Consider the following 25,859-nt stretch of genomic DNA (forward strand, 5'->3'; position numbering starts at 1 on the left):
GACTAGCGCCGGAGTGACGCACTCGTCGCGGCCAGATCCGGGCGAGCGTAGCCGTCCTCAACGCGGGGTGCTCTCAACGAGTCGTCGCAACACTTCCTGAGTCAAGGAGGTCGCGATGGCACGTCAGGGCTATCAACGGTTGTCGCCTGCCGACATCGACGAGATCTGGAAGCGTCTGCGATCCGGGCATCCGGTCAAGCCAACAGCTCGAGCACTGGGATTACCGACGAGCACGGTGCGGACTTACCTGATCCGATGCGGCGGGATCAGACCTGAGCCACGCCACCGCGGTGCGGGCCGGCTGAGCCTGGAAGAACGCGATGAGATCAGCCGTGGACTGGCGGCCGCGCAGTCGCTGCGGGTGATCGCCGCGGGTCTGGGCCGCTCCCCGTCAACGATCAGCCGCGAGGTGGCGAAGAACGGTGGCCGGCACCGGTACCGAGCCACCGTAGCCGAACAGGCCGCGGGGGCGAGGTCGACCCGTCCAAAGGCATGCAAGCTGGCCACGAGCCCAGCACTGGCTGGCATCGTGGCCGAGAAGCTGCAACTCCGCTGGTCACCCCAACAGATCGCCGGCTGGCTGAAGCTGACCTACCCCAACGATCCAGGGATGCACGTGTCGCACGAAAGCATCTACCGCACGCTGTTCGTGCAGTCACGCGGCGCGCTGCGCAAGGAGCTCACTGCCTACCTGCGTACCGGCCGGGTCATCCGCCGCTCACAGGGCATGCGGCTGCCCGATGGTCGTGGCGGTCGTCCCGGGATCGTGAACATCAGCGAGCGACCCGCTGAGGCCGACGACCGGGCGGTGCCCGGGCATTGGGAAGGCGACCTCGTCTTCGGCCGCGGCATGAGTCCGGTCGCCACCTTGGTCGAGCGGTCGACCCGCTACCTGTTGCTCGTCGGCCTGCCAGACGGGAACCACAAAGCCGACGCCGTTGCTGACGCCCTGGCGGCCGCGGTGCGACAACTTCCCCACCACCTGGCACGGTCGCTGACCTGGGACCAAGGCCACGAGATGGCCGAGCACAAACGGTTCACCCACCAGACCGGGATCCAGGTCTACTTCTGCGACCCCAAGTCACCGTGGCAGCGCGGCAGCAACGAGAACACCAACGGCCTGCTGCGCCAGTACCTGCCACGCAGGCTGGACTTCAGGACCCTCACCCAAGACGACCTCGACGCCATCGCACTCGAACTCAACGACCGACCTCGACAGACCCTCAACTTCAAGTCACCATCACAAGCACTAGCCGAGGTGTTGCACTGACCGCCTGAGCCCGCAGGCAGATCCGGATGTGTGAATGTGAGTCGCCCAAAGGCAGGACCACGGCGTGGGTGCCGTTCAGCGGCGGGCGCCCCGTCGCAGGATCGGGCGGTACATGAACCCGTGCACTCTCGACGAGAAGCCTGCCGCGAGCGAGGCGAATCCAAGTGCAGCGAACCCCACGCCAACCAGTGGTTCCCCACTCTGTACGCTCCACATACCGAGCGCGAGCCATCCAGCGCCGAAGAACAGGTCCAGGGCCTGCGGTCGCGTCATGGCGAGACAGTCCCACACCTGACTCCCCACGCCAAGCGTCGCTCCGCAGCCGCGACAATGCCCGCACCCTCACATCGGCAGATCCGGTAACTGGCGTCGCCAATAGGGACACACCCAGTGAGACGTGCCGGTGGCCCCGCTACCGGGTGGGTGGCGGGGTGTGGGGCGGGGTCATGGTCGGCGGGGGTGGGGGATGCCGGGCGGGTGGGGGTCGTCGACGATCCTCGTGGTGCCGGTGGGGTCGCGGCGGTAGCGGTGGCCGTGGGGGCTGGTCCACTCGAACGTGCCTGGCGCGGTGGTCGCGTAGCGCCAGGCGGTGTGGGTCTTGAGCCGGTGGTGCGACCGGCACAGGGCGGCGAGATTCTGCGTAGCCGTCGGCCCGGGCTGCGGTCTCCCGTCCGCGGCGGCGTCGTGGTCGAACTCGGTGACGTGGTCGATGTCGCAGCCGCGGGCGGGGCGGGTGCACCACGGGAACACGCAGGTGCGGTCCCGCAGGACGACTTGCTCCCGGATCCGGTCGGGGATCGCGTAGCCGGGCGCGGTGAGGTGGGCATTGAGGTCGATGACCGGCCTGATCGTGACCTTGGTGCGCGAGTCGGCGCACCAGCCGCGGATGTGGTCGAGCAGGACGAGCCGCTGGCCCTCCTCCAACCGGCCGGTCGGACCGAACACGGTGGTGTCGCAGATCGTGGCGTCGAGGTGAGCGTGGAGCACGACCTCCCGCGCGACCGGCAGGCCGTCATCGGTCCGCGTCGCTGTGGTGGTCCGGGTGCCCTGGTGGTGGAGGTCGAGGGCGGTCTGGGTGCGGGCGAGGTCACCGAGGGCTGCGGCCCGTCGCGCGTCGAGCGGCTCGGGTGAGCCGAGCGCGGCCAGGGTCGCGGCGCCGTGCGCGAGCGCGCGGTCGAGGTCGAGGGCGTCGGCGAGGTCGAGCTCGGCCTCGAACGTCATGGTGCCGGCGAAGTGCACGTGCTGGTCATGCAGCGTCGCGTGACGGGGGTCGTCGTCGAGGTAGCCCTCCTCGGGGTCGGAGGCCGGGTCGGGGGCGGCGAGGTCGAACCGCTTGATGGTCTCGGCGACCAGCCGGTCCAGCTGGGCCGGCCCGATGCGGCCGGCGACGGCGGCGACCTGCGCGTCCACGAACGCCGCCGCCTCACGCGTCAGGGACGGGGTGGTGTGGATCGTGGCCTCGGCGACCGCCCGCGCCCGCCACGCCGGCACCCTGCCGGCGTGGACCTGCGCCCACAACCGCGGCAGCCGGTGGCGCAGCTCGAGGGCGTGGCCGATGAGCCGCTTCGCCGACACCGTCGAGACGCCAAGCACCGAGCCGAGCTCGGCGACGCAGAACTCCGCGACCAGCGGCGTGCCCTCGCCCGCGATGGGCTCCTCGTGCTCACAGCCGGGCACGGTGAACGACGCCGCGTGGTGGATCGACTCCGGCGGGTGCAGGTCGGCCCACTGGGCGGCGAGCACGAGCTGGTCGGCCGCGGCCCGCTCCTCGACGAGGCGACGCTCGCGGATCGCACGCAGCACACCGGCGGCGGTGAGCTCCTCGACCCCACCCGCGTGCGGCACTGCCAGCATATCGATCATGTGTTCGATTATACTCTCCGTCGCCGACGATGACCATGCCGCGCGCTCGACCCGTTGATGTCCGACCGACACGGCGGTCCGGCCCCCTGTGATCGCGATCACGCGGGGGCTAGGTTGGCCGCGACCACCGGGAGCCGCCATGACCAGCGATGACCTGCACGCCCGACGCGTGGACGCCGTGCGCGCCTGGACCCGCTTCGTCGAGGCCGGCGACGCCGACGCGGTCCGTCCGGAGATCCTGCGCAGCTGGGAGCTGTCCGGAGTCGTGTCCCCCGACGTGACGCAGGCCCCGCTCGACGACGAGGGCGACACCGCCGAGCTCTGGAACGCCTCCCCGCTGCAGACCGCCGTCACCCGCGTGCAGGACGAGCTGCGGCGCACCGCCGAGGACGGCGACCTCGTCATCGCGGTCACCGACGACCAGACCCGGATCCTGTGGACCTACGGCGGACGGGTGATGCGCCGCAAGGCCGAGACCGTCAACTTCGTGCCCGGCGGGCGCTGGGACGAGCGCAGCGTCGGCACCAACGCGCTCGCGATCGCGGGTCGCACGGCCGCGCCCGCGATGGTCTTCAGCGCCGAGCACTACGCGGAGGTCGTGCACAACTGGGTCTGCTGGGCCGCGCCGGTGTTCGACCCCGCCACGGGGCGGCCGCTGGGCGTGATCGACCTGTCGACGACGTGGGACCGCAGCCACCCCATCGGCCTCGCGACGGCACGGGTGATGGCCCGGCTCATCGAGGGCGCGCTGCCCGCCGACCGGCGTACGACGCTCGCCGGGGACGCGGCGCCGGCCGAGCCCGGCCTCACCCTCACCCTCCTCGGCACCGCGCAGGTGTGGCTCGACGGCCAGCGCCTGCTGCTCAACCGGCGCCAGACCGAGATCCTGGCGCTGCTGGCCCTGCACCCGTCTGGCCTGTCGGTCGAGCACCTCCACGCGCTCCTCTACGGCGACGCCTCGGTGACCACCTCGACGCTCAAGGCCGAGGTCTCCCACCTGCGTGCCGCCCTGTCGGGCCAGCTCTCCTCGCGCCCCTACCGGCTCACGATGCCGGTGGCCACCGATGTCGAGGAGGTGCAACGGCTGCTGCGTCGCGGCGAGGTGCGTGCCGCGGTCCGGGCCTACGGCGGCGACCTCCTGCCCGGCACCGACTCGCCCGCGCTGGTGCAGATGGGCGACTACCTCGCCGTCAGCGTGCGCGAGGCGCTGCTGGCCACCCCCGACCCCGACGCGGTCCTGCGCTACAGCGAGCTCGCGCCGTACGACACCGCCGTGGTCGAGGCCTGCCTCGCCGCGCTCCCGGTGCACCACCCCGTCGCCCCGCTGCTCAAGGGCCGGCTCGCCAGCGCCCGCTGAGACCAGCCCCACGTCGAGGCGGTGCCCACCGACGTCGAGGTCGGCAAGGGCGGGTGGCTCTCCGTCACCCTCCTGGCCGGTGGGCCCGAGGACGGCAGCACCGGCGCCCCGGGGCCGGCTGGTCCACGCCGACCAACCGGGTGCCAACCCGGCCCGACCTAGCGTCGGCGCCGAGTGACCCACCTCACACGCACGGAGGCGCCGCATGACCAGGATCCAACTCACCGTGGACGGAGCGGCGGTCTCCGACGACGTCGAGCCCAGGATGCTGCTGGTGCAGTACCTGCGCGAGCGGCTCGGCAAGACCGGCACCGTGATCGGGTGCGACACCTCCAACTGCGGGGCGTGCACCGTCCACCTCGACGGCACGAGCGTGAAGTCGTGCAACGTGCTCGCCGTGCAGGCGGCCGGGCGCACCGTCACCACGATCGAGGGGCTCGCCGACGCGGCCGAGGGCGACCTGCACCCGGTGCAGGAGGCCTTCCGGGAGTGCCACGGCCTCCAGTGCGGCTTCTGCACGCCGGGGATGATCATGCAGGCCGTCGACCTGCTCGCCGAGAACCCGCAGCCCACCGAGGAGGAGGTGCGGCTCGGCATGGAGGGCAACCTCTGTCGCTGCACCGGCTACCACAACATCGTCCGCAGCGTCCTCCACGCCGCCGGCCAGACGGCGGCGGGTGAGCCCGCATGAGCACCACGCAGGACCGCCCCGCGGTCGAGATCGGCAGGGACCGGCGCCGCAAGGAGGACCAGCGGCTGATCACCGGTCGCACCCGCTGGACCGACAACATCACGCTGCCGGGGATGCTCCACCTCGCGATGGTGCGCAGCCCCTTCGCCCACGCGCGGATCGTCTCCGTCGACGTCGAGGCCGCCAAGGCCTCGCCCAACGTGGTCACCGTGCTGAGCGGCAAGGACTTCGGTGAGGAGCTCGGCGCCTGCATCAACGCCTGGCCGATCACCCCCGACCAGAAGACGCCGGCCCACTCGCCGATGCCCGCCGACCGCGTGGCGTTCGCCGGCGAGGTGGTCGCGGTCGTGGTCGCCCGCAGCGCCGCCGAGGCGCGCGACGCCGCGGAGCTCGTCGACGTGGAGTACGACGAGCTGCCCGCCGTCGTCGGCATCAAGAAGGCATTGGCGGACGAGGTCCTCGCCCACCCCGACCTCGGCACCAACAAGTCGGCCCTGTGGGTCTTCGACTCCCAGGAGGCCGGGACCGGCAGCGACGTCGAGGCGGCCATCGCCGAGGCCCGCACCAGCGGCATCGTCATCGAGCGCGAGTACCGCCAGCAGCGGCTGATCCCCGCCTTCATGGAGCCGCGCAGCGTCGTCGTCGACCCCACGGGCGAGCAGCTCACCATGTGGTCCGCGACGCAGATCCCGCACATCTTACGGTTCGCCCTGGCCGCCACCACCGGCGTGCCCGAGTCGAAGATCCGGGTCATCGCCCCCGACGTCGGGGGTGGCTTCGGCGGCAAGCTGCAGACCACGCCCGAGGAGTGGATCGCCTGGGCCGTGGCGCGACGGCTGGCCAAGCCGGTCAAGTACACCGAGACCCGCAGCGAGAGCCTGATGGCGGCCCACCACGGCCGCGACCAGGTGCAGACCCTGACCCTGGCCGCGGACCGCGACGGCCGGGTCACCGGCCTGAAGGTGCACCTCGACGCCGACCTCGGCGCCTACGTCGCGATCGTCGGCGGCGGCGTGCCGGTGCTCGGCGCGTTCATGTTCAACGCGATCTACAAGTTCCCCGCCTACCGGTTCGAGTGCCAGACGGTCCTGACCAACACCACGTTCACCGACGCCTACCGCGGCGCGGGCCGACCCGAGGCGACCTACGCGGTCGAGCGGCTGATGGACGAGCTCGCCGCGGAGGTCGGCGTCGACCCGCTCGAGATCCGCGAGCGCAACTGGATCACCCACGAGGAGTTCCCGTTCACCACCGTGGCCGGGCTCGAGTACGACAGCGGCAACTACGAGGCCGCCACCGCCAAGGCCCGGGAGTCGTTCGGCTACGACGCCCTCCGCGCGGAGCAGCGCGAGCGCCGCGAGCGCGGCGACCGGGTGCAGCTCGGCATCGGCGTGTCGACCTTCACCGAGATGTGCGGACTCGCCCCGAGCCGGGTGCTCGGCAGCCTCGACTACGGCGCCGGCGGCTGGGAGCACGCGAGCGTGCGGATGCTCGCCACCGGCACGGTCGAGATCGTCACCGGAGCCAGCGCGCACGGCCAGGGCCACGAGACGGCGTTCAGCCAGATCGTCGCCGACCGCCTGGGGGTCCCGTTCGAGGACGTCGAGGTGCTGCACGGCGACACCCAGATCGCCCACAAGGGCCTCGACACCTACGGCTCGCGCTCGCTCGTCGTCGGCGGCGAGGCGCTGGTGCGCGCCGTCGACAAGGTCGTGGAGAAGGCCAAGCACCTCGCGGCACACCTGCTCGAGGCCAGCGCGGACGACCTCGACTACGCCGGCGGCCGCTTCTCCGTGCGCGGCACCGACCAGGGGGTGTCGATCCAGGAGCTCGCGACCGCGGCCTTCGCGGCGCACGACTACCCCGAGGACATGGAGCCGAGCCTCGACGCCGACGCGACCTTCGACCCGGTCAACTTCAACTACCCGCACGGCACCCACCTGTGCGCGATGGAGGTCGACACCGAGACCGGTGCGGTGAGGATGCGCAAGTACACCTGCTGCGACGACATCGGCACGATCATCAACCCGCTGATCGTCGCCGGGCAGGTGCACGGCGGCCTGGTGCAGGGGATCGCGCAGGCGCTGTGGGAGGAGGCCGTCCACGACGAGTCGGGGACGCTGGTGAGCGGGTCGTTCGTCGACTACCTGCTGCCGACGTCGGCCGACACGATCTCCTTCGACGTCGTGCACACCGACGAGCCCAGCGTGTGCACCACCAACTCGCTCGGCACGAAGGGCGTCGGCGAGGCCGGCACCATCGCGTCCACGCCGGCGGTCGTCAACGCCGTCGTCGACGCCGTTCGACACCTCGGCGTCGCCGACGTCCAGATGCCGTGCACGCCCGAGCGCGTGTGGCGCGCGATCCAGGACAGCAGGGAGGGCGGGGCCACCGAGACGCCCCCCGACGCGATGCCCCACTTCCAGGAGGGCGCGCTCAACCAGGACCCCACCTCCGGGGAAGGAGCAGCCCAGTGATCCCGGTGCAGTTCGACTACCTCGCCCCGACCTCGGTCGAGGAGGCGCTGGCCGCGCTCGGCCGGCACGGCGACGACGCCAAGATCCTGGCCGGCGGGCAGAGCCTGCTGCCGGTCCTGCGGATGCGGCTCAACGCCCCGGAGGTCGTCATCGACCTCGGCGGCATCTCCTCGCTGCGGGGCATCCGCGACGACGGCGACGCCATCGTGATCGGCGCGATGACCACCCACCACGACGTGCGCGACCATGCCCTGGTCAAGGAGCACGCCCTGCTGCTGTCGAAGGCGGCGGCCGAGGTGGCCGACTCGCAGATCCGGCACCGCGGCACCTTCGGCGGGGCGCTGGCGCACGCCGACCCTGCCGGCGACCTCGGCGCGCCGGCGCTCGCGCTGGGCGCCCGGTTCGTCATCGCCGGCCCCGGCGGCACCCGCACGGTCGAGGCCGACGACTTCTTCGTCGACCTCTTCGAGACCGCGATCGGCGAGGACGAGATCCTCACCGAGGTGCGCATCCCCAAGCACACCGGTTGGGGCGCCCACTACGAGAAGTTCGTCCGGGTCGCCCACCAGTGGCCGATCGTGGCGGTCGCCGCGACGGTCCGCGGGTCGATCGACGAGGCGAAGGTCGGCCTGACCAACATGGGCTCCACCCCGCTGCGCGCCCGCGCCACCGAGGCGGCGCTGGCGGGCGCGACCGCCACCGAGGACGGCGTACGCGAGGCGGCGCAGCTCGCGTCGGAGGGCACCAGCCCGCCGTCGGACCTCAACGGCGCGGCCGACTACCGGCAGCACCTCGCCCGTGTGCTCACCGGCCGGGCGGTGCTCACGGCGGCGGGGTCGTAGGCGTGGAGCTCAGCCACCGCTTCACCGTCCCGATCGGCGTCGAGGAGACCTGGGCGCACTTCAACGACATCGCCTCGGTCGCCGAGTGCTTCCCGGGCGCGCAGGTCACCGAGGCCGACGAGGAGTCGTTCGCCGGCTCGGTGAAGGTCAAGCTCGGCCCGATCGCCCTGCTCTACAACGGCAGCGGCACCTTCGTGGAGAAGGACCCCGCGGCCCACCGCTTCGTCGTCGAGGCCAAGGGCAAGGACAAGCGGGGCAACGGCACCGCCGGCGCGACCGTGACGGTCTCGATGGACGACGCCGGGGGGTCCACCGACGTCTCGGTCGCGACCGACCTGTCGATCACCGGCAAGCCGGCGCAGTTCGGGCGCGGGGTGATGCAGGACGTCTCCGACAAGCTGCTCGGCCAGTTCGTCGCCTGCCTGGAGCAGCGGCTCGCCGAGCCGGAGGTGGCCGAGCCGGCACCAGAGGCGGCGGCCGAGCCGGCTCCCCAGCCGGCGGTGGTGCCACCCGTGCCCCAGGAGCCGGAGCCGGAGCCGGAACCCGAGCCGGAACCCGAGGCGCTCGACCTCGGCAGCACGGTGCTCCCGGTGCTCGCCAGGTCCTACTGGAAGCAGGCGCTCGCGGTGGTCGTCGGCCTGCTGGTGCTGCGCCGGCTGCTCGGCCGGCTGCTCGGGAGGTAGGGGCTCAGAACACGTTGAGCGGGCGGTACTGGACCGAGATCCGCGGCCCGGCGTGGGCGACCTTGGGCACCGCGTGCTCCCACGTGCGCTGGCACGAGCCGCCCATCACCACGAGGTCGCCGTGGCCCATGGTGAGGGCGATCGACGCGCCACCGCCCCGCGGGCGCAGCAGCAGGCGCCGCGGGTCGCCGACGCTGACGATCGCGACCATGGTGTCGGCCGCGCGGCCGCGGCCGATCGTGTCACCGTGCCACGCGACGGAGTCGCGGCCGTCGCGGTAGTAGCAGCAGCCGGCGCTCACGAACGGCTCGCCGAGCTCGGGCAGGTAGTGCTCGCTCAGCTCGGCGCGGGCCTGCGCGAGCGCCGGGTGGGGCAGGGGGTCGGCGGCGAGGTAGGTGTGGACCAGCCGTGGCACGTCGACCACCGCGTCGTACATCTCGCGCCGCTCGGCGCGCCAGGGCACCCGCTCGACGAGGGCGCTGAAGACGTCGTCGGGCGCGGCGAGCCAGTTGCGCTGGACGTCGACCCAAGCGCCGCGGGAGAGCTGGCGGCGCTCGGGGGCGAGCCCCGCGTGCTCGGCGGGGGCGTCGGCGAAGAGGGACGTCTGGAAGTCCACGAGCACGACGATACCCCATGGATCGAACACGCGTTCGAACATCAAGAAATCGTCAAGGCTTCGCCGTGGTCTGGCTCAAAGGGGAGACGCCGATCCGGCCCAGTCCTAGCCTGAGACGCATGGATCAAGTGGACCTGGCAGTCCCGCGTCAGCGGGCGCTGAAGCACGTCCAGGTCCGCGAGCACGTGCGGGGCCTGATCGAGGCCCAGCCCCCCGGCTCGGCAGCACCGTCCGAGCGCGAGCTCGTGGCCCGCTTCGGCGTCGCTCGGATGACCGTGCGCCAGGCGCTCGACGCGCTCGTCGCCGAGGGCCTGCTCGAGCGCATCCCGGGACGCGGCACCTTCGTCGCCCAGCCACCCAAGCCCGCGGGGCGGCTCACGTCCTTCACCGAGGAGATCCGCCGACGCGGGATGCTGCCGGAGTCGCAGACGCTGCTCGCACGCGTGGAGCAGGCCGGGCCCGGCGTGGCCCGCGCCCTCGACATCTCACCCGGCGACCCCGTGCTCCACTGGCGCCGCCTGCGCCGCGCCGACCAGGCCATCGTGTGCGTCGAGGACGCCTACCTCAACGAGGTGCTGCTTCCCGGCTTCCTCCAGCACGGCACCCCGACCAGCCTCTACGAGGCGCTCGCCGCCCGCGGCCTGCGTCCGACCGAGGTCGAGGACTCGATCAGCGCCGACCGGGCCAGTGCCGAGGAGGCGGCGGTCCTCGAGATCACCGAGGGCGACCCGGTGCTGCGCCACGCCCGCCGCGCGGTCTCCGAGGGCCGCATCGTGGAGGTCTCGCGCACCTGCTACCGCCACGACCGGTTCACGGTCTACCTGCAGCTCACCGACCGCTGAGACCGGCGAGCTCCCGCTCCAGGTTGGCCCGGGCGGCGTCCTCCCACAGCTCGCGCGCCTGCGGCGTGGCGAAGAGGTGCGCGCGCCCGACGAGGTCGCGCAGCACCGCCGCCCGGCCGGCGCGGAAGTCGTCGTCGCCGACGTGCGCGAAGTCGGCCCGCACGCCCGCCGCGTAGGAGTCGTAGCGCGCCCGCGGGGCGGCCAGGATGCCCAGGTCGGCGTCGCTGAGCGCCGCGCCGGCACCGTCGCCGGGCCGGGGCCTGTGGTGCACGGTCAGGCGCACCAGCCGGGCCACCTCCCCGGCGTGGGCGGCGGGCAGGGCGCGCTCGGCCCACGCGGCGGAGCGCTCCTCGTCGTCGGGGGCGCCGTCGTAGACCGCGTCGTGGAACCACGCGGCGAGCCGGGTCGTGACGGGGTCGAAGGTGGCGCCCGCCCCGGCGAGGCGGTCGAGCCGGTCGAGCACCTCGTCGAGGTGCAGCAGGTCGTGGTAGCCCGGGCGGTCCCACGCCGCGAGCAGCTCGTCGCGCAGCGCCTCGTGGTGGGGCAGGGGCCAGCGCGCCGCGAGGCTCACCGCGCCGTCGCCGCCTGCAGCTCCCGGGCCTCGGCGTGGCCCGAGGCCATCGCCCACCGGATGGCGCGGGTGGCCGCGGCGCCCAGCACCCGGTTGGTGACGGGCGGCACCGGCGGGAGGCGCAGCTCGCGGCGGGCGTCCGCGGGCAGGAGCCCGATCGCGGCCGTGGCGAGCGAGAGGTAGCCCGGCCGCGCGGCCAGGGGCAGGTCGGGGTGGAGCAGCAGGAAGCGGATCGCCTCCTGGGCGGCCGGGGTGCCGCGGAGCTCGGGACCGTAGGCCGCCAGCGTCGCGCGCAGGTCGTCCTCCGACCGCGGGGCGTCGACGACGCCGAGGTGCTCGGCCGCGACGGCGGCCTGGGCGACGTACAGGTCGCGCTCGGCGCCGACGAGCCGACGGTGGCCGTAGCGGTCGTGCGCGACGAGGAAGCTGTCGATCTCCGCGGCGTGCACCCAGCCGAGCAGGTGGGGGTCGGAGGCGGCGTAGGGCGTGCCGTCGGGCAGGGTGCCGGTCACCGACTCGTGCGCGCGCTGGACGGCGCGGATCATCTGCAGGGCGTCCTGCTCGGCGCCGAACGTCGTCATCGCGATGTAGGTCGACACCTGCGCGAGCCGCCCCCACATGTCGCCGCGGTAGCCCGAGTGGTCGGCCACGCCCTGCATGGCGGCCGGGTGAAGCGACTGCAGCATGATCGCGCGGATGCCGCCGACGAACATCGAGGCGTCGCCGTGGACGCGGCCGATCGGGGAGCCGGGCTCGAACCAGCGCGGTCCGGGCGTGCCGTGCACGCGCCGCCGGTTGCGTGGGCCGTCGGGCCCGGCCACCTTGCGGAAGAGCTCGGCACCGAGGCGGTCGCGAAGGGTCACCCCGCCGAATCTAGCCACGGCCGCGAAAAGCCGGGCCGTCGTCAGGCGTCGGCCGGGAGGTCGCCGGCGTCGACGATCCGGTAGGCGTAGCCCTGCTCGGCGAGGAACCGCTGGCGGTTCTGCGCGAAGTCGGCGTCGACCGTGTCGCGGGACACGATCGTGTAGAAGTGGGCGCTGCGCCCCTCGGTCTTGGGCCGCAGCAGCCGGCCGAGGCGCTGGGCCTCCTCCTGCCGCGAGCCGAACGACCCGCTCACCTGGATCGCCACCTCGGCCGAGGGCAGGTCGATCGAGAAGTTGGCGACCTTGCTCACGACGAGCAGCCCGATCTCACCGGAGCGGAACGCGTTGAAGAGCCGCTGTCGCTCCTTGACCGGCGTCTCGCCCTTGATCACGGGGGCGTCGAGCATCTCGGCGAGCTCGTCGAGCTGGTCGATGTACTGCCCGATCACCAGGGTCGGCTGGCCCGCGTGCTGGTGCACCAGGCGGCGTACGACGTCGAGCTTGGCGTGGGTGCACGAGGCGAGGCGGTAGCGGGTGTCGGGGTCGCTCGTCGCGTAGGCCAGCCGCTCGCCGTCGGGGAGGCTGACCCGCACCTCGACGCAGTCGGCCGGCGCGATCCAGCCCTGCGCCTCGATGTCCTTCCAGGGGGCGTCGTAGCGCTTGGGCCCGATGAGCGAGAAGACCTCGCCCTCGCGGCCGTCCTCGCGCACCAGCGTCGCGGTGAGGCCGAGGCGGCGACGCGCCTGCAGGTCGGCGGTCATCCGGAAGATCGGCGCCGGCAGCAGGTGCACCTCGTCGTAGACGATGAGGCCCCAGTCGCGGGCGTCCAGCAGCTCGAGGTGCGGGTAGACGCCCTTCCGCCTGGTGGTCAGGACCTGGTAGGTCGCGATGGTGACCGGGCGGACCTCCTTCACCGAGCCGGAGTACTCGCCGATCTCGTCGGCGGTGAGCGAGGTGCGCGCGACGAGCTCGTCCTTCCACTGCCGCGCGCTCACGGTGTTGGTGACGAGGATGAGCGTGGTCGCCCGCGCCTGCGCCATCGAGGCCGCGCCGACGATGGTCTTGCCCGCGCCGCAGGGCAGCACGACGACGCCGGAGCCGCCGTCCCAGAACGACTCGGCCGCCTCGCGCTGGTAGGGCCGCAGGGTCCAGCCGTCCTCGGCGAGGTCGATGTCGTGCGCCTCGCCGTCGACGTAGCCGGCGAAGTCCTCGGCCGGCCAGCCGAGCTTGAGCAGCGCCTGCTTGAGGTTGCCGCGCTCGCTGGGGTGGACCGCGACGCTGTCGTCGTCGATCCGGGCGCCGATCATCCCGGCGACCTTCTTGGCGCGCAGCACCTCCTCCAGCACGGGCCGGTCGGTGGACGACAGCACCAGGCCGTGGACGGGGTGCTTCTCCAGGCGGAGCCGGCCGTAGCGGCCCATCGTCTCGGCCACGTCGACCAGGAGCGCGTGCGGCACGGCGTAGCGCGACCAGGTCAGCAGGGCGTCGACGACCTGCTCGGCGTCGTGACCGGCGGCGCGCGCGTTCCAGAGCCCGAGCGGGGTGAGCCGGTAGGTGTGGATGTGCTCGGGGGAGCGCTCGAGCTCGGCGAAGGGCGCGATCGCCTTGCGCGCCTCGGCGGCCGACGGGTGGTCGACCTCGAGCAGCAGCGTCTTGTCGGACTGGACGATGAGGGGACCGTCGTTCATCGGTGGCCTCGCGACCGGCTCATCCGGCGGCGGCCTTCTGGCGGGCGCGGAACGCGGCGACGTTGGCCCGCGACGAGCACCGGTCCGAGCAGTAGCGGCGCGACTGGTTGGGCGAGGTGTCGACGTAGACGTGGTCGCAGCGGGGCTCCGAGCAGGTGCCGAGCCGGGTCGCGCCCAGGTCGCAGACCAAGGTGGCCAGGCCCATCAGCGCCTCGCCGATGAGCAGCTCGGCGACCGACGCGGCACGGTTGGCGACGTGCATGTGGAGGTTGCCGGGGTCGTGGTCGGAGATCATCGGCGTCACCGGGTGCTGGGCGAGCAGGGCGTTGAGCGAGCTCACCACCAGCCGCACGTCGTCGACGTCGGAGGCCTCGAAGACCGGGCGCAGCTCGGCCTGGAACGCCTGCACGGACTCCACGTCGCCGGCGACCAGCGAGCGGTGCAGCCACGAGCGGTCGGCCAGGTGCTCGCGCAGCGCCTCCTCGTCGGGCAGCTCGGCGTTGACGAGCGCGGCAGCACGCTCGGCGTACCGGATGAAGTCCATGGTCCCAGTCTACGGACGCGATCACGCGGTGCGGACGCGTGTGATGCGGTGCACGGCGAACTCCCGCACGTCGTCGGCGCGGTGGTCGTAGGCCGAGAGCCGGCCGCCGTCGAGGCGTCGCGGGTCGACGACCCGCTCGCCGGTGGCGCCGTGGCTGTCGACGTAGCCGATGACGACCGTGCTGCCCGACTCGATCGCCTCGCGGAGCGCCGCCAGCGCCCCCGACGGCGTCGTCGTCGCCTCGGCGCTGCGCGGCCGGGACGACTCGGCCCGGTCGCCGGCACGGATGGCGGTCGCGACGGCCTGGACCTGCGCGGCCTGGCGCGCCTCGACCGCACCGGCGGGACGACGCCCGCGGCGCGCCCGGGCGCGCTGCAGGTCGGGTCGGCTCACCCGCACGGTGCCGTCGGCGGCCTCCACGACGGGCGCGGCGCCGAGCTCGCGCAGCCGCGGCAGGAGGACGTCGAGGGGGGACGTGGCGATCGCGACCGTCGGCGCGAGCAGGCGCAGGCCCAGGCTCCGCCCGCGCGGGTCGTGCACGAGTGCGGCCAGCGCCGCCTCGTCGTCGGCGCGCAGGAACGCCTCCGCGTGGCCGACGCGCACGCTGCCGAAGGTGCGCGCGACGTCGTCGACGAGGAACTCCAGTGGCTGCGGCACGGACGTCTGCGACACCGAGGTCAGGAAGTCGCGCACCTCCGCGCTGGACCACCCGGCATCGAAGCCGCGCCGCAGCGAGCCGGGGCTGAAGCGGTAGACCGTGGCGCCTCCCCGGGACTCGACGTCGGCGAGCAGGTGCAGCCGGCGGGCGACCTCGGTCTCGAGCGGGCCGGGCGCGACCGCGGTGAGGTCGGCCTGCAGCAGCACGTGGTCGACGGGCCGGGGCAGGTGGGGGTCGATCGCCGCGGCGGCCGCGGGCAGGTCGCCGGCCGCCACGTGCCGCCCGCTGGGCGGCAGCCCGCCCGCGCCGCTCACCCCGAGCGCGGCCGCCTCGGCCAGGGCGGCGGCGACCAGGTCGGAGAAGATCGTGGGCCGGCGCGGGCGCAGCCAGCCGATGCGCTGCACGAGCGAGGCGACGCCGGTGCCGACCGCCAGCACCTCGCCCTCGGGCACCTCGGCCAGCACCCGCAGGGCGAGCCGGCGCGCCTCCTCGGCGAGCCCGCTGGAGAGCTCGGGCGCGAGCGCGTTCCAGGCCTTGCCCGCCGCGTCGCGCGATCCCACGAGCGACGGCATCCGGCTGCTGGCCAGCCAGCCGCCGACCAGTCGGGCCCACCGCTCCGGCATCGGCAGGCCGGACCAGACGTCGAACTCGTCGGTCGGCAGCCACGCGGGGGTGCCGTCGCGGTCGGCCGCCTCGGCGACCAGGCCGGCCGCCAGGGCGACCTCGACGATCAGCGCGGCCCCGGCCTCGTCGACGTGGAGCTCACGCGCCACTGACTTGAGGTCGCGGACCGCCAGCCCGCCGCTGCGCAGGACGCTCGGCGGCTGCACGCCCCAGTGGTCGAGCAGCAGCTCGACGCGGCGGACGACGTCGAACGCCGCGCCGGCCGCGGTCCGTGCCACCAGGGCAGGGTCGCGGGGCGAGGTGGCGAGCACCGGCACGTCGTCCACCGGCTCGCGGGTGGTCCTGCCCCCGCGCAGCGCCAGGCCGACCTCGCCCGGCAGCACGACCGCGTCGCCCTCGCGGGGCACGAGCAGGCGCCGGCTCAGGAGCTCCTCGGCCGGCGAGCGGGCGTCGGCGGGGGAGGCGGTGCGGCGCGCCGAGCCGGTCGTGGCCTCACCTCCGTGCTCGTCGACGTGGTGCAGCAGCGCCGTCGCGGCCGGGGACAGCTCGGCGATCCGGGCGGCCACCTCGGCGGGGCTCGCCGGGTCGGGGCTCGAGGGCCGCAGGCCGCTGACCAGGCCGGGCATCCCGCGCATCGCGTCGGCCACGCCGGTGAGTGCGCGCACGCCGCCCGGTCCCTCCCAGGCCAGCGCCAGGTCGAGCAGTCGCTGGAGCGCCGCCGCCGTGCGCGCCTCGTCGGCGTTGACGATCGAGATCACGTCCGCCGAAGTGGTTTGACCTGCAACCAGAAGGGCATCAAGGACGAACAGCTCGAGTCGGTCCAGGCCGTCGAGGGCGCGGTGGATCGACGAACGAGTGGCAGCTCGCGAGGCCAGCTGCGAGGAATCCTGAGGGGCGGGTGTGGCGAGATCCGGACGGGCCCTGAGCAGCGCCACGAGACGCTCGTCGGGCCAGCTGCGCAGCTGGTCGGCGAGGGTACGTGCGGGTGTCGCCCGCTCTGAGCTGGACATCCCTTCTACGCTACTCGCCGGGTCGTCACCGCGGCCCCACATCTCGAGACGGGGCGAAGAGGGCCGACATGCTGGACGTTGATCTGCACCACGGGGCGTCGACGGACGTCGGGCGGGTGCGCAAGGTCAACGAGGACTCCTACCTCGTCGCGCCGCCCGTCTTCGTCGTCGCCGACGGCATGGGCGGCCACGCGGGCGGTGACGTCGCGAGCCAGATCGTGGTCGAGGAGTTCCAGAGGCTGGCCGAGGCCTACGACCCGCGCCGCGGCGCCGAGCTCGTGTCCGCGGCCTTCGCGCGGGCCCAGTCGCGGATCGTCGACTACGGCGACGCGCACCGCGCGCTCCACCCCGGCTGGCACGCCGGCACCACCGCCGTCGTGGCCGTGCTCGTCGACGACGCCGGGGTCACCAAGTGGCTCCTGGCCAACCTCGGCGACTCCCGGATCTACCGCATCGTCGACGGTCGCCTCGACCAGGTCAGCGTCGACCACTCGGTGGTGCAGGAGCTCATCGACGCCGGGCACATCACCGCCGAGCAGGCCTCGGTCCATCCGGAGCGACACGTCATCACCCGGGCGCTGGGCAGCCCCGAGGGGATCCGGCCCGACTTCTTCCTCCTGCCCCTCGGCTCGGTCGAGCGTCTCCTGCTGTGCAGCGACGGGGTGACCGGGATGATCGAGGACACGGAGATCGAGGGGATCCTCGACTCCGTCGACGACCCACGCGACGCCGCCGACACGCTGGTGCGGGCAGCCGTGGCGGCCGGGGGTCGCGACAACGCCACGGCGGTCGTCGTCGATGTGGTGGGATTGGTCAAGGACGCGACCTACGACTCCCAGCGCCAGCTGCAGAGTCTTGAATCCAAGCTGGGGGGACGACAGTGAGCACTGAGGCCAGGTTCGCACCGGGGGACTGGTACGCCGTGGTGGGAGACCGGGTGACGGTCCTGCTGCCGGGCAGCCAGCGCGGGCGCGTGGCCGGGTTGTGGGACCTCGCAGACTCCGGGGCCGGCGCCGACGCGCTGCTCGACGAGCTGCTCGCCGCCGGGCTCTCCTCGCTCGACCACTTCGCCCTCGTCGCCCACAGCGACGACGCGACGCGCCTGATCGTGCGCGGCGCGCCCACCGCGACGGTCGCCTCGGCCGGCGAGGACGAGATCGTGACGGCCGCACCCGGCGCCACCTGGGCCGAGCGGGTGCTCCCCGGGATCACCAGCGTGCGGGTCACCCTCACCGGCGAGGGCTCCGCCGACCACCCCCTCACCGCCGGGCTGGCCCGCGTGTCGGTGGTCGAGTTCGGTGCGCCGTCACCCGCCGAGGAGCCGGTCGCCGCCCCCGCACAGGAGCCCGACGTCGAGCAGCCTGCGCCCCTCGCCCCGGAGCTCCCCGTCCAGCCCGAGCCTCCCGCCGAGCAACCGGTCGAGCCCGCGGCGCCCGCCGAGCAACCGGTCGAGCCCGCGGCGCCCGCCGAGCCCCGTGTCGAGCCCGCCGCTCCCGCCGGTGACCTCCTCGCGTCTCCCGCCGCCGGGGCGCCGATGGAGTTCGGCGCTCCGGGCGACGACCCGACGCCCACCGGCGAGACCCCGGTCGTGGCCGACGACTGGTCCGACCGCGACGGCCAGACGCAGGCCGGGGACCGGGTCGCCGACTTCGACCGTCCGCCCGTCCCGGGCCAGGAGATGGCTCCCGACGTCGTCGCGCAGCCCGTCGCCTCGCTGGTCTTCTCCACCGGCGACGTCGTGGCCGTCGACCGCACCGTGCTGGTGGGCCGCGCCCCCGAGGCGCGGCGCTTTCCCTCCCACGAGCTGCCGCACGTCGTCACCGTGCCCAGCCCCCACCAGGAGATCTCCTCGACCCACCTCGAGATCCGCCCGGGTGCGGGGGCCGACCACGGCTCCGCGATCGCGACCGACCTGGGCTCCACCAACGGCACCGTCCTCGCCCAGCCCGGTCTCGACCCCGAGGACCTCAAGCCCGGCATCGCCGTCAGCCTGATCCCCGGCGCCGTCCTCGACCTCGGCGACGGTGTCACCATCCAGGTGACCAACCCCTGAGCAGCGCCCCGTGACCCACCACCCCCACTCCCTGACCTACCCCGTCGCCGAGCTCGACCGACGCTTCGTCGCGTTCGCGATCGACCGGCTCCTCGCCTGGGGCCTCATCGCCGCCGTCGGCGTCGTGACCGCGCTCGTGGTCTCCGACGACCCGTGGACGGTGGTGGGCGCGGTCGCCGGCGCGACCGCGCTGCTGTGGCTCGTCCAGGCGGTGGTGCTCGGCGTCAGCGGCACCTCGCCCGGCAAGGCGCTCACCGGGCTCCGGGTGGTGCACCACGGCACCGGCACCCCGATCGGCGTCGGGCCGGCCCTCCTGCGCCAGCTCGTGCTGGGGGCGGCCGGGCTCCCGACGTTCGGCATCGGCGTGGCCACCCTGGCCTGGACGGCCGTGGAGGACCGCGGCCGGCAGCGCCGCGGCTGGCACGACCACCTGGCGCACACCGTGGTGGTCGACGTACGCCCGGCCGACGAGGCCGACGACGCGTCGGTCCAGGAGGCCCCGCGCCACATCGTCAACCTCACCGCGATGCGACTGGTGCCGGCTCCGCCGGTGGAGCCGGTGCGCACGCCGGAGCGACCCGAGCACTCGACGCGCCGCCCTGCGCTCCCCGCCGACCCGACCGCCCCCGCCCCCGCCCCCGCCCACCGGTCCCAGTCCCAGCCGCAGCAGCCGCAGCCGGTGCAGCAGGCGCGGTCCGCGCCGCCGCAGTGGGCGCCGGCCCCGGTCCAGCCCGCCCAGCAGCCGGTCCAGCAGCCGGTCCCGGTGCCGCCCCGGCCGCCCGCCGCCGCGGCGATGCCGCCGGCCCCCGCGCGCTGGCGGGTGCACTTCGACAACGGCGAGAGCTTCGTGATCGCCGGGCTCGCGCTGGTCGGGCGTCGTCCCGAGCCGCGAGCGGGCGAGCAGGTGGCCCACCTGGTCCCGCTGTCCTCGGCCGACATGTCGGTCTCCAAGACGCACGCCCAGTTCGGCCCGGCATCCGACGGCACGCTCGTCGTCATGGACCGGGGGTCCACCAACGGCACGGTGCTCGTGCGCCAGGGTGTCTCGCGCCAGCTCGCCCCGGGCAAGCCCGCCGCGCTCGTCGACGGCGACAAGGTCGTCTACGGCGACCGCGAGATGGTCGTCTCCCGGGAGGGCTGAGCCCGTCCCCGCCGTCGTCGCGGCGGGCGGTGCGTCAGCGGGTCAGGGCGACCGGCACGCGGGTCACGCCCCCACGGGCGCCGCGCCACACGAGCATGCCGTCGTCGAGCTGGCCCGGCGTGACCGGCCCGGTGACGGTGACGGTGAAGTCGGCCGACTCGCCGGGGGCGAGGCGTACGGCGAGCGGCTGCACGCGCACGCGGTGGGAGGAGAAGCCGCGGGCCGTCACCGAGAAGTACTCCGGGCGGGTGCCGATGTTGGTCACCGTGCGCACCGCGCGCTGGCGACGCGCCGGCATCAGCACCGAGCTGGTGTTGAGCCGCGCGAGCAGGTGGCGGCGCAGCGCACGACGCCACTCCTGCGGTGCGACGTCGAGGGCGAGGTGGGCGGTCGGGGCCTGGCTGGGGAGGGCGCCGGTGCCCTGCGCGAGCGGGGAGGCGCCCGGGACGGGACGGGCCGACGTCACGAGCAGCGACCGGACGACCGCTGCCGACCGCTCGGGGTGCCGGGCCCGCACCAGCGCCGCGAGGCCGGCGGCGTGCGCGGTGGCGGCGGAGCTGCCGCTGAAGACGCCCCAGCTGCGGCCGGTGGACTCCGGCAGCGCGCCCAGCACAGCATCGCCGTCGGCGACGGCGTCGGGCTTGAGGGTGACGCCGCGCGGGTCACCCGAGGCGCTCCACCGGGCCGTGCGGCGGGTGCCGGGCCGTCCGGCGTCGCGCGCCATGCTCACCCGGGCGTCGGGGTGCCGGGCCACCCACCGGCTGAACGAGCGCCCCGCCCGCGCGGGGAGGTGGACGGTCGGCACGGCGTGGAGGTCGGCGGTGATCGCGCCGGGACGCCGGTTGACGAGCACCATCGCCCGACCTCCGGCCTGCGCGACCGACTCGGACTTGTCGATGCGGCCGATGGCGCCGCGCTCGCACACCACGATCCGGTCGGCCACGAGGCGGGAGTCGAGGGCGCCGAGGCGGCACTGGGCGGCCGCCCGGCGCGACACGTCCGGGGCTGCCGCGCGCCGCGCGAGGACGGCGCGCGCGCTCACCCGGGAGGGCCGGCCGCCGCCGGTCCAGGAGCGGCCGTCGGGCAGCGTGACCCGGCCGCGGGACATCCGGCCCACCGCGGAGCCGACCGTCGTCACCCACGGCCCTGCGTGGGCGGCGTAGGCCGAGCCGCCGGTGTTGCCGGAGGCGCCGACGACCACGATGTCGGCCTCGGCGGCGCCCAGGAGCGCGAGCTGGAGGATGTCGATGCCCTCCCCGCCGGACAGGGCGAGGCTGAGCACGTCGACGCCGTCGGCCACGGCGGCGTCGACCGCGGAGACCACGTCGGCGGTGGAGCAGCCGTCGTCGGCGGGGTCGGGCGCGCCCCAGCAGGCCTTGTAGGCGGCGATCCGCGCCTGCGGGGCGACCCCGCCGAAGAAGCCGGCGTCCCGCTGGTCGACCCGGACGCTGACGCCGGCGTTGCCGGCCGCGACGGAGGAGACCTGCGTGCCGTGACCGAGGGTGTCGAGGGCCGAGAGCGACTCAGAGGTGCGCACCCGGTCGGCGCCGAAGCCGTCGACGTACCACCGCGCGCCGACGATCTTGCGGGTGCAGTCGTCGGCGCTCCAGCCCTGGCCCTCGACGCACGCGCCGGCGAAGGCCTCGGGGTCGGCGCCGAGTCCGGGGACCTCGGCGAAGGCGGGTGACTGCGGTGCGATGCCCGAGTCGACGACACCCACCACGACACCGGCCCCGCCGCGCAGGCGCGGGCTGGCGGCAGCGGCGCGGACGGCGGCCGGCGACGTGCGCCCGGCCATCGGCCGGATCGTGTCGGGCTCGACCGACGCCACCGCGGGCTGGTCGTCGAGAGCGGTCAGCTGCTGCTCCGTCAGCCGCACGGCGAACCCGTTGAGGGCCGTGGTCCAGCGGTAGACGGGTGCGCCTGCCCCGACGGCGGCGAGGACGGCGTCCTGCTCGGCGAGGAGGTCCGGCGCCTCGGCCCGGCCGGCGGACGTGCCGGCGCCCGCCAGGGTGACGAGCGTGAGCTCGCCGGTGGCGGCGGTGGCGGCGGTGGCGGCGGTGGTGGAGGTGGCGGCGGTGGCGTCGTCGGCGAGGGCGGTGCCGTGGGCGGCGATCCCGGCGCCGAGCGCGAGCACGGCGCAGCCGATGATCCGTCCTGCCCGTCGTGCCCGCACGTGTCCTCCCGCTCCGCGACGTGGCCCCCGCCCCCAGCGCGGTGAGCCCCCGAGCGTCCCATGGTTCCAGCAGACATGTCACCAGATCACAGGCCCCCCGACAACCAGGTGGGCGCGACTCGTCGCCGCCCCCTATCCTGTGCCGGGCCGCGTGGCACCACGTGGCTCCGGACGTCGAGCTGAGTGGGGTGGACCGTGCCGACTGGCAAGGTGAAGTGGTACGACGCGGAGAAGGGCTTCGGCTTCCTGTCGCAGGAGAGCGGCCCGGACGTCTACGTCCACGCCGACGCCCTGCCCGAGGGCACCACCTCCCTCAAGGCGGGCACCAAGGTCGAGTTCGGCATCGCCCAGGGTCGCCGCGGCGACCAGGCCCTGCAGGTGCGGGTGCTCGACGCACCCGCCTCCGTCGCGCGCAACCAGCGCAACGCCCAGCGCAAGCGGCCCGAGGACATGGTCACCATCGTCGAGGACCTCATCAAGATGCTCGAGGGCGTCGAGGAGACCTACCGCCGCGGTCGGCACCCCGAGCGCGCGGCCGCCCGCGGCACCGCCAAGGTGCTCCGGGCCCTCGCCGACGAGCTCGACGCCTGACCGGGCACCGACCCCCGCCCCGGGGGTCCGCTCAGGCGCGGGCCGGCTCGGTGCGTGCGGGCCGGCTGAGCAGCACGAACGTCGCCCACGCCCCCAGCACGCCGGCCGCGATGCCCAGGCCGAGCTGCGGCATCAGCGGCATGGCGATGCCGACGAAGCCGCCGATCACCCACGCCAGCTGCAGCGTGGTGTCGGAGCGCGCGAACGCGCTCGCCTGGATGCGGCTGGGGATGTCGCGCTGGATGGTCGAGTCGAGCGACAGCTTGGCCAGCGACTGGGCGAGGCCCGCGGTCAGCCCGAGCAGCACCAGCGTCACCACCCCGTAGAACAGCGCGGCCAGCGTGGCCACCACGGCGTCGGCCAGCAGGGCGAGCACCACGGTCATCGCCGGGTTGAGGCGGCGCAGCAGCGACCCGATCGTGATGCCGAGCGTGTTGCCGAGGCCGGCCCCGCCGATCACCAGGGCGAGCAGGACCTCCGGTCTCCACTCGCCGATCGGGTTGTCGCGCAGCAGGAACGCCATGAACATCGTGAGGAACCCCGAGAGCCACCGTGGCCCGCAGTTGGCCCGCAGCGCGAACGCCACGGCGGCCGGGATGCGGGTGCGCGGCCGGTGCCCCGTGTGGTCCTCGTCGGCGGAGCCGGTGAGCACCATCTCGCCCTCGCCGTGGCTGGCGTCGACCTTCTCGGGCAGCCGGATGGCCCAGATCGTGGCGAGGACGAAGATCACGAAGCCGTAGCGCAGCGACCACTCCGGGCCGAAGGTGGAGGCGAGGATCGCCAGCGGTGCCGACACGCCGGCGCCGACCACGCCGGCGAGGGAGACCCGGGCGTTGGCCTTGACCAGCGTCAGGTCGGGGGGCAGCAGTCGCGGCACGGCGGCCGCCCGGGTCACGCCGTAGGCCTTGGACGCGACGAGGCAGCCGAGCGCGGCCGGGAACAGCCACGCCGACTCGGTGACGACCGCGGTCGCGAGCACCCAGCAGAGGAAGCCTCGGATGGCCATCGTCGCGCCGACCGCCCACCGGCGGCCGTGGCTGAAGCGGTCGAGGAACGGGCCGATGAGCGGCGCGACGATGGCGAAGGGCAGCATCGTCAGGCCGAGGAACAGCGCGACCTGGCCGCGTGCCTCGCCCGTGGGCACCTGGAAGAACAGCGTGCCGGCGAGCGAGATCGCCACCGCTGCATCGCCGGCGGCGTTGAACGCGTGCAGCTCGATGAGGCGGGAGAGCCCCGAGTCGCCGGCGCCCTCGGCGCGGGCGGCCCGCCGCGCCTGGGCGACCGCGAAGTGGCCGGCGCTGCCTGCGCCCCGCCCGACGACGCGAGCGCCGTGGCCGACGGCCCGCACGCCCCGGGCAGCGCCGGTGAGCGAGCGGCGCACGGTCCCGCGGCGGGCCGGGCCCGAAGCGTCCGCGGTCCGCGGTCCCGTGGCGGGGTCGGGGCGCTCGGACGTCACGGGACCATCTTGGCCTACCCGTCCGACGCCCGTGCCCGACATCCCGGTCCTGTCCCAGCGCCCGTCCCGACGGGACAGGACAGCCGATCGTTTGCGATGATGCACCGGTGATCGCTCTCCCCACCCGCGCCGGCAAGGCCGACTCGGTCCTCGCCAAGGCCGTCGAGCTCGCCCGCAGCGTCGTCCTCGAGGTCGCCGACCCGACCGACGTGGGCGACCACCTCGGCGCGCGCGCCGAGGGGGAGCGCGTGGTCACCCACCACTTCGCCTGCCTGCGCGCCGGCTACCCCGGCTGGTACTGGTCGGTCACCCTCACCCGTGCCAAGCGCGGCAAGGACATCACCGTCAACGAGGTCGTGCTGCTGCCCGGCGACGACGCCATCGTGGCGCCGCCGTGGGTGCCCTACAAGGAGCGCCTCCAGCCCGGCGACCTGTCCCCGGGCGACCTGCTGCCCGTCGAGGACGAGGACGCCCGCCTGGTCCCGACCTACCTGGTGGGCGACGACCCGCTCGACGCCGACGACCGCGCGCAGGTGCGCCGGGTGGCCGACGACCTCGGCCTCGGGCGGGTGCGCACCCTGAGCCGTGAGGGCATCGACATGGCCGCCGAGCGCTGGTACGCCGGCCCGGGTGGTCCCGACTCGCCGCTGGCGAAGGGCGCCCCGGAGACCTGCTGGTCGTGCGGCTTCCTGGTGCGGCTCAGCGGCTCGCTGGCCGACCGGTTCGGCGTGTGCGCCAACGGCAACGCCAACGACGACGGCCGGGTCGTGACCTTCGACCACGGCTGCGGCGCCCACTCCGAGGTCAAGCTCGCGCGCAAGCAGCAGCCGATCCCGATGCCCGACCACGTCTTCGACACGCTGCTCGACGACGACCTCGAGCCGATCTGACCGGTCGGGCTCAGGCCCTGGCCAGCACCCACACCGCGTAGTCGTCGACCGGCTCGTGCAGCTCGTAGCTGCCGAAGCGGTGCACCACCCGCAGCCCCGCCGCCTCGGCGTCGGCGACGAACTCGTCTGCCGGGTAGGTGCGGCTCCCCGCCTTGACCGCCTCGAGGTGGAAGCCGACGAGCGCCCGCCCGGTGGGGGCGAGCAGGTCGCGGACCCGCTCGAGCACGCTGCGCTCGGTGCCCTCGGCGAGGAAGATCATCACGTTGCCGACGAGCACGGCGAGGTCGAACGTGCCGAGCTCGGCCGGGTCGAGTGCCAGCGCGTCGTGGGGGAGGACCTCGAGGTCGGCGTACGTCGCCCGTGACTGCTCGCGCAGCGCGGCGTCGGGCTCCGTCGCGACGACGTGGTGGCCCCGCGCGGCGAGCGCGGCCGCCACCCGGCCCATGCCCGAGCCGATGTCGATGATCCTGGCCTCGCGCGCGACGAGGGCGTCAGCCAGCCTGGCCTCGCCCTCCACATCGGCGCCGCGGGCCACGATGTCGGCGAAGTGGCGGCCGTAGCCGCGGTTGTCCTCGCCGGCGAGCTCCCAGCGGGTCGGGGGCAGCGTCACGCCCGGTCCTGCCTCGAGGCGCGCTCCTTGCGCCGGCGCCGGCAGTACTCCAGCCCGCACAGTCCCAGCCCGAAGCCGGCCAGGCAGGTCCACAGCCACCAGGTGCGCCCGCTGTCCTCGAGGGCACCCCAGAAGGGCAGCAGGCCCAGGAACCCGAGCAGCCACAGGACCGTGCCGACCTCCGTCGTGCGGACGCCGTCGACGTCGAGCGGCTCGACCGGTGCGACGACGTAGGTCCGCCTGCCGATCTCGTGCCGCATCGGCTGCTCGTCACCCAGGTCCACGCCTCCACGCTACACGCGGCGGACACTCCCCCCGAGGGCGGCGCAGACGTGCCACACTG

Annotated in this window: 23 protein-coding genes; 12 read left to right on the top strand and 11 right to left on the bottom strand. The window is 74.2% G+C overall.

Going from position 1 to position 25,859, the window contains the following annotated elements:
* Positions 1-115 precede the first annotated feature (115 nt).
* On the top strand, positions 116-1,270 hold the full coding sequence (locus AC54T2_RS07885) for an IS30 family transposase (RefSeq protein ID WP_496665916.1): 1,155 nt from the start codon (positions 116-118) through the stop codon (positions 1,268-1,270).
* Positions 1,271-1,714: 444 nt separating this feature from the next.
* Here the strand turns inward: AC54T2_RS07885 and AC54T2_RS07890 are convergent, their stop codons facing one another.
* On the bottom strand, positions 1,715-3,133 hold the full coding sequence (locus tag AC54T2_RS07890; RefSeq protein ID WP_496665917.1) for an HNH endonuclease signature motif containing protein: 1,419 nt from the start codon (positions 3,131-3,133) through the stop codon (positions 1,715-1,717).
* Positions 3,134-3,272: 139 nt separating this feature from the next.
* On the opposite strand from AC54T2_RS07890, the gene AC54T2_RS07895 reads away from it, so the two are divergent.
* From AC54T2_RS07895 to AC54T2_RS07915, 5 genes are all read left to right on the top strand, one after another.
* The gene (locus AC54T2_RS07895; protein ID WP_496665918.1) at positions 3,273-4,490 is read left to right on the top strand and encodes an AfsR/SARP family transcriptional regulator; all 1,218 of its coding nucleotides are present in this window, start codon (positions 3,273-3,275) and stop codon (positions 4,488-4,490) included.
* Between the two features lie 205 nt (positions 4,491-4,695).
* On the top strand, positions 4,696-5,181 hold the full coding sequence (locus tag AC54T2_RS07900; protein ID WP_186342504.1) for a (2Fe-2S)-binding protein: 486 nt from the start codon (positions 4,696-4,698) through the stop codon (positions 5,179-5,181).
* Positions 5,178-7,658, top strand: a complete 2,481-nt coding sequence (locus tag AC54T2_RS07905; protein WP_496665919.1) for a xanthine dehydrogenase family protein molybdopterin-binding subunit — start codon at positions 5,178-5,180, stop codon at positions 7,656-7,658. Before AC54T2_RS07900 ends, AC54T2_RS07905 begins: the two co-directional genes overlap by 4 nt.
* Positions 7,655-8,500 (top strand): FAD binding domain-containing protein, encoded by an 846-nt coding sequence (locus tag AC54T2_RS07910; protein ID WP_186342502.1) that lies wholly within the window; start codon positions 7,655-7,657, stop codon positions 8,498-8,500. Before AC54T2_RS07905 ends, AC54T2_RS07910 begins: the two co-directional genes overlap by 4 nt.
* A 2-nt stretch (positions 8,501-8,502) precedes the next feature.
* On the top strand, positions 8,503-9,183 hold the full coding sequence (locus tag AC54T2_RS07915) for an SRPBCC domain-containing protein (protein ID WP_489975792.1): 681 nt from the start codon (positions 8,503-8,505) through the stop codon (positions 9,181-9,183).
* Between the two features lie 4 nt (positions 9,184-9,187).
* On the opposite strand, the gene AC54T2_RS07920 is transcribed toward AC54T2_RS07915, so the two are convergent.
* On the bottom strand, positions 9,188-9,841 hold the full coding sequence (locus AC54T2_RS07920) for an alpha-ketoglutarate-dependent dioxygenase AlkB (protein WP_186342500.1): 654 nt from the start codon (positions 9,839-9,841) through the stop codon (positions 9,188-9,190).
* Between the two features lie 77 nt (positions 9,842-9,918).
* Between AC54T2_RS07920 and AC54T2_RS07925 the strand changes: the two genes are divergently transcribed.
* A complete protein-coding gene (locus AC54T2_RS07925; protein WP_489975794.1) occupies positions 9,919-10,641 on the top strand; it encodes a UTRA domain-containing protein in 723 nt (240 codons plus the stop codon).
* Here AC54T2_RS07925 and AC54T2_RS07930 read toward each other — a convergent pair.
* From AC54T2_RS07930 to AC54T2_RS07950, 5 genes are read right to left on the bottom strand one after another with little or no spacing between them, the layout of a single operon-like run.
* The gene (locus AC54T2_RS07930) at positions 10,628-11,212 is read right to left on the bottom strand and encodes an HD domain-containing protein (RefSeq protein WP_489975795.1); all 585 of its coding nucleotides are present in this window, start codon (positions 11,210-11,212) and stop codon (positions 10,628-10,630) included. The genes AC54T2_RS07925 and AC54T2_RS07930 overlap by 14 nt on opposite strands.
* Positions 11,209-12,075 carry an oxygenase MpaB family protein gene (locus AC54T2_RS07935; RefSeq protein ID WP_206054508.1) on the bottom strand — a complete coding sequence of 289 codons (867 nt, stop codon included), beginning with the start codon at positions 12,073-12,075 and terminating at the stop codon, positions 11,209-11,211. The genes AC54T2_RS07930 and AC54T2_RS07935 overlap by 4 nt, the downstream gene beginning before the upstream one ends.
* Before the next feature lie 41 nt (positions 12,076-12,116).
* Positions 12,117-13,763: a DNA repair helicase XPB gene (locus AC54T2_RS07940; protein WP_186342496.1), complete on the bottom strand. Its 1,647-nt coding sequence runs from the start codon at positions 13,761-13,763 to the stop codon at positions 12,117-12,119.
* 19 nt (positions 13,764-13,782) lie between these two features.
* The gene (locus AC54T2_RS07945) at positions 13,783-14,307 is read right to left on the bottom strand and encodes a CGNR zinc finger domain-containing protein (protein ID WP_489975796.1); all 525 of its coding nucleotides are present in this window, start codon (positions 14,305-14,307) and stop codon (positions 13,783-13,785) included.
* 21 nt (positions 14,308-14,328) lie between these two features.
* Positions 14,329-16,347: a helicase C-terminal domain-containing protein gene (locus AC54T2_RS07950; RefSeq protein WP_241005319.1), complete on the bottom strand. Its 2,019-nt coding sequence runs from the start codon at positions 16,345-16,347 to the stop codon at positions 14,329-14,331.
* A 320-nt stretch (positions 16,348-16,667) separates the two neighbouring features.
* On the opposite strand from AC54T2_RS07950, the gene AC54T2_RS07955 reads away from it, so the two are divergent.
* The 3 genes from AC54T2_RS07955 to AC54T2_RS07965 are packed head-to-tail and all read left to right on the top strand — an operon-like array spanning position 16,668 to position 19,793.
* Positions 16,668-17,483: a PP2C family protein-serine/threonine phosphatase gene (locus AC54T2_RS07955; protein WP_186342493.1), complete on the top strand. Its 816-nt coding sequence runs from the start codon at positions 16,668-16,670 to the stop codon at positions 17,481-17,483.
* Positions 17,480-18,652 carry an FHA domain-containing protein gene (locus tag AC54T2_RS07960; RefSeq protein WP_186342492.1) on the top strand — a complete coding sequence of 391 codons (1,173 nt, stop codon included), beginning with the start codon at positions 17,480-17,482 and terminating at the stop codon, positions 18,650-18,652. Before AC54T2_RS07955 ends, AC54T2_RS07960 begins: the two co-directional genes overlap by 4 nt.
* A gap of 10 nt (positions 18,653-18,662) precedes the next feature.
* Positions 18,663-19,793: an RDD family protein gene (locus AC54T2_RS07965; protein ID WP_496665920.1), complete on the top strand. Its 1,131-nt coding sequence runs from the start codon at positions 18,663-18,665 to the stop codon at positions 19,791-19,793.
* A gap of 34 nt (positions 19,794-19,827) precedes the next feature.
* On the opposite strand, the gene AC54T2_RS07970 is transcribed toward AC54T2_RS07965, so the two are convergent.
* Positions 19,828-21,969 (bottom strand): S8 family serine peptidase, encoded by a 2,142-nt coding sequence (locus AC54T2_RS07970; RefSeq protein WP_496665921.1) that lies wholly within the window; start codon positions 21,967-21,969, stop codon positions 19,828-19,830.
* Between the two features lie 195 nt (positions 21,970-22,164).
* Here AC54T2_RS07970 and AC54T2_RS07975 point away from each other — a divergent pair, with 195 nt between their 5' ends.
* Entirely contained in the window at positions 22,165-22,560 is a 396-nt protein-coding gene (locus tag AC54T2_RS07975) for a cold-shock protein (RefSeq protein WP_186342489.1), read from the top strand.
* 31 nt (positions 22,561-22,591) lie between these two features.
* On the opposite strand, the gene AC54T2_RS07980 is transcribed toward AC54T2_RS07975, so the two are convergent.
* Entirely contained in the window at positions 22,592-24,016 is a 1,425-nt protein-coding gene (locus AC54T2_RS07980) for an MFS transporter (RefSeq protein ID WP_241005320.1), read from the bottom strand.
* Between the two features lie 107 nt (positions 24,017-24,123).
* Between AC54T2_RS07980 and AC54T2_RS07985 the strand changes: the two genes are divergently transcribed.
* Entirely contained in the window at positions 24,124-24,906 is a 783-nt protein-coding gene (locus tag AC54T2_RS07985; RefSeq protein ID WP_186342487.1) for a DUF3027 domain-containing protein, read from the top strand.
* 10 nt (positions 24,907-24,916) lie between these two features.
* Here the strand turns inward: AC54T2_RS07985 and AC54T2_RS07990 are convergent, their stop codons facing one another.
* Entirely contained in the window at positions 24,917-25,516 is a 600-nt protein-coding gene (locus AC54T2_RS07990) for a class I SAM-dependent methyltransferase (RefSeq protein ID WP_496665922.1), read from the bottom strand.
* A complete protein-coding gene (locus tag AC54T2_RS07995; RefSeq protein ID WP_496665923.1) occupies positions 25,513-25,800 on the bottom strand; it encodes a DUF2530 domain-containing protein in 288 nt (95 codons plus the stop codon). The genes AC54T2_RS07990 and AC54T2_RS07995 overlap by 4 nt, the downstream gene beginning before the upstream one ends.
* Positions 25,801-25,859 lie beyond the last annotated feature (59 nt).

Source organism: Nocardioides sp. Z35_8, from assembly GCF_059621125.1.